At 65.3% G+C, this 12,293-nt stretch carries 11 protein-coding genes and 1 other RNA gene; 5 read left to right on the top strand and 7 right to left on the bottom strand.

Translation table 11 applies throughout. The features are described from left to right. Together IC66_RS0135225 and IC66_RS0135220 are read right to left on the bottom strand one after the other, a co-directional pair. The coding region (locus IC66_RS0135225) for a crossover junction endodeoxyribonuclease RuvC (protein WP_038950787.1) at nucleotides 1-151 on the bottom strand (151 nt) is incomplete at its 3' end. Nucleotides 152-380: 229 nt separating this feature from the next. Continuing rightward, on the bottom strand, nucleotides 381-1,127 hold the full coding sequence (locus IC66_RS0135220; RefSeq protein ID WP_028142017.1) for a YebC/PmpR family DNA-binding transcriptional regulator: 747 nt from the start codon (nucleotides 1,125-1,127) through the stop codon (nucleotides 381-383). A gap of 210 nt (nucleotides 1,128-1,337) precedes the next feature. Between IC66_RS0135220 and IC66_RS0135215 the strand changes: the two genes are divergently transcribed. The 5 genes from IC66_RS0135215 (at nucleotide 1,338) to IC66_RS0135195 (ending at nucleotide 9,302) form a co-directional block, all read left to right on the top strand. Continuing rightward, entirely contained in the window at nucleotides 1,338-3,083 is a 1,746-nt protein-coding gene (locus tag IC66_RS0135215; RefSeq protein ID WP_038950786.1) for a methyl-accepting chemotaxis protein, read from the top strand. 178 nt (nucleotides 3,084-3,261) lie between these two features. Continuing rightward, entirely contained in the window at nucleotides 3,262-4,686 is a 1,425-nt protein-coding gene (locus IC66_RS0135210; RefSeq protein ID WP_038950785.1) for a methyl-accepting chemotaxis protein, read from the top strand. A 634-nt stretch (nucleotides 4,687-5,320) separates the two neighbouring features. Continuing rightward, nucleotides 5,321-5,785 (top strand): (2Fe-2S)-binding protein, encoded by a 465-nt coding sequence (locus tag IC66_RS0135205; protein WP_028142020.1) that lies wholly within the window; start codon nucleotides 5,321-5,323, stop codon nucleotides 5,783-5,785. A gap of 8 nt (nucleotides 5,786-5,793) precedes the next feature. Next, nucleotides 5,794-7,962, top strand: coding sequence for a xanthine dehydrogenase family protein molybdopterin-binding subunit (locus IC66_RS0135200; RefSeq protein ID WP_028142021.1), 2,169 nt, complete (start codon nucleotides 5,794-5,796; stop codon nucleotides 7,960-7,962). Then, on the top strand, nucleotides 7,959-9,302 hold the full coding sequence (locus IC66_RS0135195; protein ID WP_038950783.1) for a c-type cytochrome: 1,344 nt from the start codon (nucleotides 7,959-7,961) through the stop codon (nucleotides 9,300-9,302). Before IC66_RS0135200 ends, IC66_RS0135195 begins: the two co-directional genes overlap by 4 nt. Before the next feature lie 210 nt (nucleotides 9,303-9,512). Here the strand turns inward: IC66_RS0135195 and IC66_RS0135190 are convergent, their stop codons facing one another. From IC66_RS0135190 to IC66_RS0135175, 5 genes are all read right to left on the bottom strand, one after another. After that, the gene (locus tag IC66_RS0135190) at nucleotides 9,513-10,337 is read right to left on the bottom strand and encodes a TIGR00282 family metallophosphoesterase (protein ID WP_038950782.1); all 825 of its coding nucleotides are present in this window, start codon (nucleotides 10,335-10,337) and stop codon (nucleotides 9,513-9,515) included. Further along, on the bottom strand, nucleotides 10,315-10,911 hold the full coding sequence (locus IC66_RS0135185) for a 5-formyltetrahydrofolate cyclo-ligase (RefSeq protein WP_038950781.1): 597 nt from the start codon (nucleotides 10,909-10,911) through the stop codon (nucleotides 10,315-10,317). Before IC66_RS0135185 ends, IC66_RS0135190 begins: the two co-directional genes overlap by 23 nt. Before the next feature lie 169 nt (nucleotides 10,912-11,080). Further along, nucleotides 11,081-11,241, bottom strand: a non-coding RNA gene (gene ssrS, locus IC66_RS42995) — 6S RNA. A gap of 237 nt (nucleotides 11,242-11,478) precedes the next feature. Further along, nucleotides 11,479-11,862: a cell division protein ZapA gene (locus IC66_RS0135180; protein WP_018318702.1), complete on the bottom strand. Its 384-nt coding sequence runs from the start codon at nucleotides 11,860-11,862 to the stop codon at nucleotides 11,479-11,481. Further along, on the bottom strand, nucleotides 11,859-12,179 hold the full coding sequence (locus tag IC66_RS0135175) for a DUF4164 domain-containing protein (protein ID WP_028142025.1): 321 nt from the start codon (nucleotides 12,177-12,179) through the stop codon (nucleotides 11,859-11,861). The genes IC66_RS0135180 and IC66_RS0135175 overlap by 4 nt, the downstream gene beginning before the upstream one ends. Nucleotides 12,180-12,293 lie beyond the last annotated feature (114 nt).

The following is a 12,293-nucleotide window of genomic DNA, read 5'->3' as shown; positions in this document are numbered from 1 at the left end:
CCAGCGGCAAATCGTCCGGTGGTTCCACCGAGCCGCAGGCGACGTAGATCAGACGGTTGCCCTCAGCCTCGATCACGCCCCAGCCGGTGCGGCGCAGGCCGGGGTCGATGCCGATGATGCGAACGGGGCCACGAATCGGGAGCACGGTCATGGGCCAGTGATAGCGGCTGGCCGTCGTGGGGGAAACAGAAACAGAACGGAAGTAACAGGGGAAGTGGGATATCGTCAGTGAGGCGGGAATTGTTGCCCGCCACGACGCGCGCCGTCATCCCCTCGAAAGCGGGGAATCCAGTACGCCGCGGCTTCTCCGTATCTCGCCGGCTTCGCTGGAATACTGGGTCGCCCGGTCAAGCCGGGCGACGACAGCGGAGGGTGAGGTCCTACCCGCCCATCTTCGCGACCAGCGCGTCCGACACCTCGAAATTGGCGTAGACGTGCTGGACGTCGTCGTGCTCGTTCAGCAGATCCATCAGCTTGAGCAGCTTCTCGCCGGTCTCGTCGTCGACCGCGACCGTGTTCTGCGGTTTCCAGATCAGCGCGGCCTTGCGCGGCTCGCCGAACTTGGCCTCCAGCGCCTTGGCGACGTCGCGATAGCCTTCGGTCGAGGCGTAGATCTCGTGACCGGCTTCGCCGGAGACGACATCGTCGGCGCCGGCCTCGATCGCCGCATCGAGCATGGCGTCGTCGGAGGCCACGCTGCGGTCGTATTCGATGATTCCGGTGCGATCGAACATGAAGGACACCGAGCCGGTTTCGCCGAGATTGCCGCCCGACTTGGTGAAGAAGGAGCGGATGTCGGAGGCGGCGCGGTTGCGGTTGTCGGTCAGCGCCTCGACGATGACGGCGACGCCGCCGGGGCCATAGCCCTCGTAGCGGATCTCGTCATAGTTCTCGCCCTCATTGCCGAGCGCCTTCTTGACGGCGCGCTCGATATTGTCCTTCGGCATGTTCTCCTGGCGCGCCGCGATGATGGCGGCGCGCAGGCGGGGGTTCATGTTGGGGTCGGGCGTGCCCAGCTTGGCCGCGACGGTGATTTCCCGCGCCAGCTTGCCGAACAGCTTCGACTTCTGGGCATCCTGCCGCCCCTTGCGGTGCATGATGTTCTTGAATTGGGAATGTCCGGCCATGCGTGGTCTCTCGGGGGTCTCTTGGAAGCGTACGCCAATGAGGGTGGGAAACGCGGCCTTATAGGCCGCCAACCCACCGGAATGAAAGGGTCTCGGATACTTTAAGGTAACCCCGTACAGCCCCCTGCCTAGAGGTGAGGCATCGTTAACCCTGACTTCATTCCAGCCTGCGAAAATAACCTCCGAGCGTCCCCCGACAAGAGAGACCTGATGGCATTCGGACTATTTCGGAAGCGTCTGCCGGATATGGCCGCGCCGGTGGCAGCCGCAGAACCCGCGCCGCCGGTGGCCCAGTCCGAGCCCGCCCCAGCCGAAGGTGATTCGGCGCGGGAGATCCTGGAATTGCTGGAACTCGAGCTCGGCGCGATGATCCGCCAGCTCGAGCGCGCCGCCAATTCGGTGGCGGGCGGCGCCGAAGCGACCGCATCGACGCTTGCCGCCATCCGCGACCGCACCGACGCCCTGACCGGCCGGACCAATGCCGCGCAATCAACCGCCTCGACCTTCGCCCATGCCGCCGACAAATTCACCCAGTCGGCGCTGGGGATCGGAGCGCAGGTTCGCGAGGCCGGCAAGCTCGCCGACGAGGCCAGCGCCGCGGCGCAGGAAGCCCGCGCCAATGTCGATCGCTTGCGCGAATCCTCCGCCGCCATCGGCAATGTCGTCAACCTGATCGCGCAGATCGCGCGGCAGACGACGCTGCTCGCGCTCAACTCGACGATCGAGGCCGCACGCGCAGGCGCTGCCGGAAAAGGCTTTGCGGTCGTCGCAACCGAGGTCAAGGCCCTCGCGGTGCAGACGCAAGGCGCGACGGAAGAGATCACCAAGAAGATCGACGCACTGCAGCGCGACGCCGCCGGCTCTGCGGATGCCGTGCACCGCATCTCGCAGGCGATCGAGGCGATCCGCCCGGTCTTCGAGACCGTCAACGGCGCGGTCGCCGAACAGAACGCCACCACCAGCGAAGTCTCCGGCAACGCCGCCAGCGCCTCGGAGTTCATCGTCTCGGTCGGCGAGAGCGCAGCCGAGATCGATGCCGCGACCAAGGCCGCCGAGAGCCACGGCGAGAACGTCGCCAGTGCCGGCAAAGCCGTCACCACCTTCGCACAGAAGCTGAAATCGCGCTGCGCCGTGCTGCTCCGCCAGAGCGAGCACGACGACCGCCGCAAGACCGAACGGCTGCCCTGCCACCTCAAGTTCGAGAGCCCGCGCGGCGTGATGCCGGTCTATGAAATCTCGATGGACGGCGTGCTGATCGGCGGCGCGGATGCAGGCCGGCTTGCACCGCAAGCGATGATCGAAGGCACCCTCGAAGCCGTCGGCGCCTGCCGCCTGCGCGTGGTCGAGCAATCCAAGGCCGGTGCCCGCGCGCAATTCGCCAGCCCCAATGCCGAGCTCCGCGAAAAAATCGAGGACAGGCTCTGGGCGATCCACGAAGAGAACACGGAGTTCGTCACCCGCGCCATGGAAGCGGGCAACGCGCTGACCCAGATCTTCGAGCAGGCCGTTGCCCGCGGCGAAGTCAGAATCGACGACCTGTTCGACACCGACTACGCCGAAATCGCCGGGACCAATCCGCAGCAATACCGCACGAAATATCTCGACTGGGCCGACCGCGCGCTGCCGCCGTTCCAGGAGGTCTTTCTGGCCAAGGACCAGCGCTTGGCGTTCTGCGCCATGGTCGACCGCAACGGCTTCCTGCCGGTGCACAACAAGATCTATTCGCACCCGCAGCGGCCGGGCGATGTCGCCTGGAACACAGCCAATAGTCGCAACCGCAGGATATTCAACGATCCGGCGGGGTTGGCGGCCGCACGCAACCTGCGCTCGTACCTGGTGCAGAGCTATGCGCGCGACATGGGCAATGGGAATACGGTGATGATGCGCGAGATCGACGTTCCGATCCGCGTGCAGGGCCGGCACTGGGGTGGATTCCGCACGGCCTACAAGCTCTAGAGCCTGGTCCGAAAAAATGTCCCGCAATTTTTCGAGCGGAATAGAGAAATAAGGCGCGAATTGCGCCTGAGTGCACGCTCAGGCAAGACGCCGACCGCGAATCATCCTTTTAAGCTGAATTGGAATGGGAATGCCGCCGTGAGCCGGGGTGCGGCTCTGACTGGAGGACTCATCGAACATGTCCGTCGTACAACTTGCAGTCATGGACACCGGCTCCAATCGCACGCTTGCCGAGCGGCTGATCGATCAGCTTGCCGACCGCATCGGCGGCCTCGGCGTGGAACTCGCCGATATCGCCGGCAACGTCCAGGAAGTCGCAAATCGCGTCGCAAACCAGTCGGAACGGTTCCACCATCTCCAGGAGACCGCCGAGACGATGGTCTCGGCCAACCACGATATCGCCAATGCATCGCAGGCCGTGCAAACCACCACGTCCGCGGCGGTTGGCGAGATCGCGCAATCGCGCAGCGCCGTCGACACCGCGGTCAACCACATCTCCGAGCTCGTCGCGGCGGTGGAGCGCATCGAGGCGCGCCTCAGTGCCGTCGGCTCGGCGCTGGCGCAGGTCGCGAAAGTCTCCGGCTCGATCGAGGCGATCGCGAAGCAGACCAATCTGCTGGCGCTGAACGCAACCATCGAAGCCGCCCGCGCCGGCAATGCCGGTCGCGGTTTTGCCGTGGTGGCAAGCGAGGTGAAGAACCTCGCGGAAGCCACCCGCCAGGCCACGCACCAGATCTCCGACACCGTGCGCGATCTCGACGGCCAGATCGAAGGCCTGATCGGCGAGAGCAGCGACGCCTCGCAGCGCGCCAAGACTGCCGGCGAAGGCGCCCAGCAGATCTCCGGTATCATCTCGCGGGTTCAGCAGGGCTTCGCCTCCGTGGAGGCGGAGATCGGCAGCGTTACGCGCGCGGCAACCTCCAATCTCGGACATTGCGACACCGTCATCAGCGAGCTGAACGAACTCGCCAAGGGCGTCGACCTCTCCTCGCGCGATCTCAAGAGCGCCGATCAGCGCGTGACAAAGCTGCTCGACACCTCCGAAGGCCTGATCGCGCTGATCGCCGACAGCGGCGTCGAGACATCGGACGCACCGCTGATCCGAATCGTCGTCGAGACCGCGAAGCGGATCTCGACCGAATTCGAGGCCGCGATCGATCGCGGCGACATCACGCTCGACCAGCTCATGGACGAGACCTATCGCGAAATTCCCGGCACCGATCCAAAGCAGTACCTCACCAACTACGTCGACTTCACCGACCGCGTGCTGCCCGCGATCCAGGATCCGATCCAGAAATCCGATCCCCGCATCGTGTTCTGTGTCGCCTGGGCCAAGGGCGGCTATCTGCCGACCCACAACCCCAACTACCGCCTGCCGCAGGGCAAGGACCCGGTCTGGAACAACGCCAATTGCCGCAACCGCCGCCTGTTCAACGATCGGGCAGTGCAGAAGGTCGCGGCGAACACCAAGCCGTTCCTGCTCCAGACCTACCGCCGCGACATGGGCGGCGGGCAGTTCGTGCTGATGAAGGACCTGTCCTCGCCGATCGTGATCCGCGGCAAGCGTTGGGGCGCCTTCCGGATGGGTTTCCGGCAGAGCTGAGGGCCGCTCAGTCAAAAATCTGAAAAACAACCCCATGCACAGTAGCCGGGGCGTCCGAAATCAATGGCTTACGCCGGCAGCCTCCGGCCCGTTTTGACTCGTCGGGCAAAACAAGGGCACAATGCTATTATTCCGAAGTTCGGCATCCGAGCTTGGCAAGGCCGGAGCAAGCGCCTCGTCCTTCGAGACGCCCGCTCACGCGGGCTCCTCAGGATGAGGCTTCACTGCATCGGTGTCCGGTTGAAACTGCTGCTGCGGACTCCGTCCTCATCCTGAGGGCCCGCCGGAGGCGGGCGTCTCGAAGGATGGGCCGCAGGCGAGGTTCGCCGTCGCGCGGCTCTCCGGTCACGAAACTTTCCCAATCGCACGACTTTCGTCATCGCATGATTTTGCGCATCCGCACGACAATCTGCGGTGATCGACGACGCGCGCGCCGAAAAAGCATCAAAACATGACGATTATCATATCAATTAGCCCAAAACGCTGGCAGCGAGCGCCGCACAAATTCGTGAACGTCATGGGCTGACGCGTCAGCAGCGCAAATATGCATTGCCGGAGATTGCGACGCTTCATTGTCGCGCGCGAATTGGCTGACTAGATCGACGTAAGCGATCGAGCGAGCAAGGGGATGCATATGGCAACTGTTCTCACCATCAACGGCGAAACGAAATCGTTCGATGCGCCACCTGAAATGCCGCTGCTGTGGGTGCTGCGCGACATCCTCGGAATGACCGGCACCAAGTTCGGCTGCGGCATCGCGCAATGCGGCGCCTGCACGGTGCATGTCGACGGCAAGGCCGTGCGCTCCTGCGTCCTGCCGGTCAGCGCGGTCGAGAACCGCGCCATCACCACGATCGAACATGTCGGCAGCACGCCTGCGGGCGCGAAAGTGCAGAAGGCCTGGCTCGACCTCGAAGTGATCCAGTGCGGCTATTGCCAGTCCGGCCAGATCATGTCGGCCGCCGCATTGCTGGCCGCTACGCCCAATCCTGACGATTCCGACATCGACGCTGCGATGGCCGGCAACATCTGCCGCTGCGGCACCTATGTCCGCATCCGCGAGGCCGTCAAGCAGGCCGCCAACGGCCGTCAGTCCTGAGGTCCACCATGAATGCACATAACAGCGTCTCCCGCCGCGCGCTGCTGACCGGCGGTCTCGCCACCGGTTTCCTGCTCGCCTTCCATCTGCCGCTGCGCGCGGCCGTCAACGAACCGGTGCAGCCGCCCGATGCAACCGAGGGCAAGTTCGCGCCCAACGCCTTTATCCGCATCGACGAGACCGGCCGCACCGTGCTGATGATGCCGCAGGTCGAGATGGGCCAGGGCACCTATACCTCGATCTCCGCCGTGCTCGCCGAAGAGTTGGATGCCGACTGGAGCAAGGTCGAGGTGCAGCACGCCCCGCCGAACGACAAGCTCTACGGCAATCCGACCTTCGGCCTGCAGGTCACCGGCAACTCCAACTCGATCCGGGCCTGGTGGACGCCGCTGCGCAAGGCCGGCGCCACCGCGCGCGCGATGCTGGTGCAGGCCGCGGCCGCCCAATGGGGCGTCGAGCCCGCGAGCTGCACGGCGTCGAAGGGCGAGGTCGCGCATGAAGCCAGCGGCCGCAAGCTCGCTTACGGCGCGCTGGCGCTCGCTGCCCAGGGACAGACCCCGCCGAAGGATGTCGCGCTGAAGGACCCCAAGGACTTCGTCATCATCGGCCAGCCGCTGAAGCGGCTCGACACGCCCGACAAGGTCAACGGCAAGGCCGTCTACGGCATCGACGCGATCCTGCCCGGCATGAAGTTCGCGACCGTCGCCGCCTGCCCCGTGTTCGGCGGCAAGGTCGGCAAGGTCGACGACAGCGCCGCGGTGAAGCTCCCCGGCGTACGCAAGGTCGTGGTGCTCGACGACATGGTCGCCGTGATCGGCGATCACATGTGGGCGGCCAAGAAGGGCCTCGAAGCCCTCAAGATCGAGTGGAACGAGGGACCCAACGCTGCGATCACCACGAAGGATGTCTGGGACGATCTGCGCAAGGCCAGCCAGAAGGACGGCGCGGTCGCCAAATCCGACGGCGACATCGCCAAGGCGCTGGCGAGCGGCGACAAGTTCGAGGCGGCTTACGAGCTGCCGTTCCTGGCGCATGCATCGATGGAGCCCATCAACGCCACCGTCCATGTCAAATCCGATTCCTGCGAGATCTGGACCGGCACGCAGATCATGACGCGCGTGCAGTCGGAGGCGGCGAAGGCCGCTGGGCTTGCGGTCGACAAGGTCATCGTCAACAACCATCTGCTCGGCGGCGGTTTCGGCCGCAAGCTCGAACCCGACATGGTGATCGCGGCGGTGAAGATCGCAAAACAGGTCGACTACCCCGTGAAGGTGGTGTGGACCCGCGAGGAGGACATCCAGCACGACGTCTACCGTCCGGTCTATCGCGACCAAATCACGGCGTCGCTGGTCGACGGCAAGGTCGCGGGGTGGAAGTACAAGGTTGCCGGCTCCGCCGTGCTGGCGCGCTGGCTGCCGCCGGCGTTCCAGAAGGGCATCGACATCGACGCGATCGATGCCGCGGTCGATGCACCCTACGACTTCGCCAATTTCCACGTCGAATATGTCCGCGCCGAGCCGCTGTCGGTGCCGACCGGCTTCTGGCGCGGCGTCGGCCCGAACAACAACGTGTTCGCGGTCGAATGCGCGATGGACGAGCTCGCGCGCAAGGCGGGCAAGGACCCGATCGAGTTCCGAAAGTCCATGCTGACCAAGAACCCGCGCATGCTCGCGGTGCTCAACCAGGTCGCGGAGAAATCCGGCTGGGGTCAACCGCTGCCTCCGCGCGTCGGCCGCGGCGTCTGCGTGCAGCCGTCATTCGCGAGCTTCATCGCGACCGTGGTGGAGGCCGAGATCGACGACATCGGCGAGATCGTGCTCCGCCGCATCACCTCGGTGGTCGACACCGGCATTGCCGTCAACCCCGACACGGTGAAGGCGCAGATCGAGGGCGGGCTGATCTTCGGCCTCACCGCCGCGCTCTATGGCGAGATCACGATCGACAAGGGCCGCGTGCAGCAGTCGAACTTCCACGACTATCGCATGATGCGCATCAACGAGACGCCGAAGATCGAGGTGATCGTCGTCAAGAGCGGCGAGGCGCCCGGCGGCATCGGCGAGGCCGGCGTCAACGCCGGACCGCCGGCGCTGCGCAACGCGATTCTTGCCGCAACCGGCGTGGCGCTGCGGCGCCTGCCCATTGACCGAAAACTGCTGGCTGCGGGGAAGAAGGCATGAGCGGGAAGATGCGTATCCTCACAAGCGTCGCTGCGATCGCCATCCTCGCAGCAGGGCTCGGCGTCTGGATCATCCGCGGGCCCGGCCCGTTCGATTTCTCCGGCGGCACGAAGGTGGCGCTGGCGGATTACCGCGCCGGCAAGCCGACCGGCGTGCCGGCCAAGCTGGAGAAAGCGAGCCTGGTCGAACGCGGTGAATATCTCGCCAAGGCGGCCGACTGCATGGTCTGCCACACCAAGCCCGGCGAGAAGGATTATGCGGGCGGGCTCGCCTTCAAGCTGCCGTTCGGCACGCTCTATTCCACCAACATCACGCCGGACAAGGACACCGGCATCGGCAATTACAGCGACCAGGATTTCCTGAACGCGGTCCAGCACGGCCAGCGCCGTGACGGCGCCCGGCTCTATCCGGCGATGCCGTACACGTCCTACACATTCATGACCGACGCGGACGTGCTGGCGGTGAAGGCCTATCTGTTCAGCCTGCCGGCGGTGCGCGCGAAGGCGCCGGAGAATACGCTGTCGTTCCCGTTCAACCAGCGCTGGGCCATGATTGCCTGGTCGGCCGTGTTCAATCCGGACACGCGCTTTGCGCCTGACACGTCGAAGAGCCCGGAATGGAACAGAGGCGCGTATCTTGTCGAAGCGCTGGCGCATTGCGGCGAATGCCACACCCCGCGCAATCTCGGTTTTGCGCTGGATAACCGCAAGAAGTTCGCCGGCGCGATCACGGCGGGCTGGCGCGCCTTCAACATCTCCTCCGACAAGGCGACGGGTCTCGGCAACTGGAGCGACCAGGATCTGATCTCCTATCTGTCGCTCGGCCATGCGCCGGGCCACGGCTCGGCCTCGGGCCCGATGGGTGAAGCCGTCGACCACAGCTTTAGCCAGTTCGCGCCGGAGGACATCAGCAGCATCGTTGCTTATCTGCGCAGCGTGCCGCCGGTGCCCTCGCCCGACCTGCCCGCCACCACGGCACCCGTCGCCCCCGCCTCGCACAAGGACGGCGTCACGGCGGACGCACGCGGCAAGAAGGTGTTCGCCAGCGCCTGCGCCAGCTGCCATGGCTGGAGCGGCGAGAGCCCGGTCTCGCCGATGGCAACGCTGACCGGCACCTGGGCCGTCAACGACCCCGCCGCCACCAACGTCGCGCAGATCGTGCTGTCAGGCACCAAGCGCCACACGCCCGATGGCGCGCTGTCGATGCCGGCGTTCGGCAACGCCTACACGGACGACGAGATCGCGGCGGTGGCGAACTACGTCACGGCGCGGTTCGGGACGAAGGGCTCGAGGCTGACGGCGAAGGATGTCGCGGAGATGCGGGGACAGACGGCGGAGTAGTACGGTGGCGGTACTTGCAGCGAGATTGATGCGCAATCGCGCGTGTCAATCTCCGCTGTCGTCCCGGACAAGCGAAGCGCAGATCCGGGACCCATACCCACAGGGAGTGGTTTGGCGAGAATTCGGAGTGGGAGCTTTGCCTCACACTTCTCCCTGTGGGTATGGGTCCCCGCGTGCGCGGGGACGACACTGAGTTTGACGCGCCGCTACTCAGCTCAACCAGAACTTCGGCGTCGCCGGCTCCAGCCTTCCGCCGACGCGCACTGGCGCGATCTTCAGCGCGAGGCCGGTGACATCATCCGTCTCCACGGCGACGCCGCTCAGCGTCGCCGCGCCCGCGGCCGGCTCGAATCGTCCCGACGGAATCCCCGACGTGAACCTGCGCAGCGGCTCTTCCTTCTGCATGCCGATGATGGAATCGTAGTCGCCGGTCATGCCGGCATCGGTCATGTAGGCGGTACCGCCCGCGAGGATCTGGTGGTCGGCGGTCGGCACGTGGGTGTGCGTGCCGACGACGAGGCTGGCGCGGCCGTCGCAAAAGAAGCCGATGCCCTGCTTCTCGCTGCTTGCCTCGCAATGGAAGTCGACGACGATGGCGTCCGCAGCGACGCCGAGCGGACAGGCGCCGAGCTCACGCTCCAGCGCCGCGAAGGGATCGTCGAACGGGGTCATGAAGACGCGGCCCAAGGCGTTGACGACGAGCGCATGCTTGCCGTTCTTGGTTTCGACCAGGGCTGCGCCGCGGCCGGGCGTGCCGCGCGGATAGTTCGCGGGCCGGATCAGGCGCTCGGCACGCTCGATGAACACCAGGGCTTCACGCTGGTCCCAGGAATGGTTGCCGAGCGTGACCGCGTCGGCACCGGCGTCGAGAAACTCCTGATAGATCGCTTCCGTGATGCCGAAGCCGCCCGCGGAATTCTCGCCGTTGACGACGACGAAATCGAGCGACCAGTCCTTGACCATGCCGGGCAGATATTCGGCGATGGCGTTGCGGCCGCTACGGCCGACGACATCACCCACGAAGAGAATGCGCAACTTCAGAACTCCGGAAATCGAACACGTCCGATTCCGTTAGCACATAATCCAGCGCGACGTCGTGGGATAGTGCCGGAACCGCCTTGATCTCCTGCGCTGCAAAAGCGAGCCCGATGCCGACGATACTCTTGGCCTTGCGCAAATGCGCGAAGGTGAAGTCGTAATGCCCCGCGCCATAGCCGATGCGATGGCCGAGGCGATCGAACGCCGCCAGCGGCGTCAGCATGACATCCGGGATGACTTCGCTTGCGGCCGGCGACGGCTCGGGAATGCCGAGCGGGCCGAGCATCAGGCGATCGTTCGGGTGGAAGATGCGGAAGATCAGCGACTGGCCGCGCGCGGTGACGCAAGGCAGCGCCAGCTTTGCGCCCTGCTCGGCGAGCTTGTTCAGCAGCGGCATGGGATCGATCTCGCTGCGGATCGGCGAATAGCCGGAGACGATGCTGCCGGGCAAGAGATCGAACGGCAGTCCGCGCTTGGCGAGCTTTGCGGCGGCAGCGCTGCGCTTCTTCTCGCTCAGCGCGTCGCGCGCCGCGAGGGCTTTGGCGCGGAGCTCGGCTTTGGAGTTGGGCATGCGCTTTGGTCCCCCACGTCATCACCCGCGAATGCGGTGATCCAGTATTCCAGAGGCGGCAGTGATTCACACAAAGGCCGCGGCGTACTGGATGCCCCGCCAAGCCGGGGCATGACACCTGTTGACTGGCCGCAGTCGTTTCAACAGGCACAAACCAAGCAAACAAAAGTGCGAAGCCGCGTACGCCGTTGAAGCACTCGATCCCGGAGTTCCCTACGAAAGTAGGTGGGCACCATATGTCCGGGCCCACGGGCCCGGCCAGGGACAGTTCCCTAAAGGATCGATAAGGCCCCGGGGATATATGGCTCCTGACGCGCGTCGCAGCCTCGCCCGGGCAATGTAACAACGATACTGACGAATCGCCAGCCCAACGAGCAGCCTCGCTTCCGCGGCGCGCTTCTTACCCTCCCCTGGAGGAGGAGGGTCGGCTCACATTGAGCGAAGCGAAATGTGAGACGGGGTGGGGTGACGGTCCCTCCACCCTCAAACAGTGTTCGTGTGGAGAGATCACCCCACCCCGCTCGCGCTGCGCGCGATCGACCCTCCCCCTCCAGGGGAGGGTGAACGTCAGCCGATCGCAATCCCGTTGCCGACGGTCCGGTTCAGGACCTGGGTCGACTTCTCGATGCGTTCGGCCGCCGCGTTCAGGGCATTCACCACGGCGGTCTGCGTCATCCTGGCGCGCTCGACCGCGGCGTTGCGGAAGTCCCTGAGCTCGGTCAGCTCCTGCTCCATGGTGCGGACACGGTTGCCGGCATCGACCAGCTCGTCGCAGACGGTCAGCGCCGCCATCACGGTGAGGCGCGCATCGCCGATCTCGCCGAATTTTCCGCGCAGCGATTGGATCCGCGTCTCCAGGCTTTCCGCGAGTTTGAGCAGCCGCACCTCCTGGCCCTCCTCGCAGGCCATGCGGTATTGCCGGCCATTGATGGTGACGTTGATGTGGCTCATCCGTCCTCTCCGGTATCGAGCACCGAGCGTATCGTGACGATCGCGGAATCCAGCCGATCGGAAATCTCGCGATTGGTGCGCTCGAGCTTGCGCGCCTTCACCAGCGCGCCGTCGAGCTCGTCGGCGAGCCGCGAGCGGTCCGCGCCGAGCGCCTGGATTCGCGCCGCAAGCTCGTTCTCGTCGCGATCGGCGTCGCGCCGCCGCTCGACCGCGCTTTCGAGCGCGTCGAGCGCCGACATCAGCCTGCGGGTCGCGATCTCGATCTCGACCGCGGAGGACTCCGTCATGGCGGAACTGTTGGACACGCGATCGTTCATGTAGTCAGCGGCGGAACCTATGGCCCTTGCCCAGTGGCCTTTTCCTGGGGCGTGCCGTCCGGCAAAAGACTCGGTTCGGCAAGCGGTTAGAAGCAGAAATTTACGTGGCAAGCT

The organism is Bradyrhizobium genomosp. III, assembly GCF_000261705.1.
In the GTDB taxonomy this organism is placed as follows: Bacteria; Pseudomonadota; Alphaproteobacteria; order Rhizobiales; family Xanthobacteraceae; genus Bradyrhizobium; species Bradyrhizobium ottawaense.
The sequence above is the reverse complement of the archived record's forward strand: the minus strand, read 5'-3'. Positions and strand labels throughout refer to the sequence as shown.

What these genes read in the sequence shown, in the direction of transcription:
- IC66_RS0135220 (WP_028142017.1), bottom strand. Translation starts at nt 1,127, where the DNA reads ATGGCCGGACATTCCCAATTCAAGAACATCATGCACCGCAAGGGGCGG.
- IC66_RS0135215 (WP_038950786.1), top strand. Translation starts at nt 1,338, where the DNA reads ATGGCATTCGGACTATTTCGGAAGCGTCTGCCGGATATGGCCGCGCCG.
- IC66_RS0135210 (WP_038950785.1), top strand. Translation starts at nt 3,262, where the DNA reads ATGTCCGTCGTACAACTTGCAGTCATGGACACCGGCTCCAATCGCACG.
- IC66_RS0135205 (WP_028142020.1), top strand. Translation starts at nt 5,321, where the DNA reads ATGGCAACTGTTCTCACCATCAACGGCGAAACGAAATCGTTCGATGCG.
- IC66_RS0135200 (WP_028142021.1), top strand. Translation starts at nt 5,794, where the DNA reads ATGAATGCACATAACAGCGTCTCCCGCCGCGCGCTGCTGACCGGCGGT.
- IC66_RS0135195 (WP_038950783.1), top strand. Translation starts at nt 7,959, where the DNA reads ATGAGCGGGAAGATGCGTATCCTCACAAGCGTCGCTGCGATCGCCATC.
- IC66_RS0135185 (WP_038950781.1), bottom strand. Translation starts at nt 10,911, where the DNA reads ATGCCCAACTCCAAAGCCGAGCTCCGCGCCAAAGCCCTCGCGGCGCGC.
- IC66_RS0135180 (WP_018318702.1), bottom strand. Translation starts at nt 11,862, where the DNA reads ATGAGCCACATCAACGTCACCATCAATGGCCGGCAATACCGCATGGCC.
- IC66_RS0135175 (WP_028142025.1), bottom strand. Translation starts at nt 12,179, where the DNA reads ATGAACGATCGCGTGTCCAACAGTTCCGCCATGACGGAGTCCTCCGCG.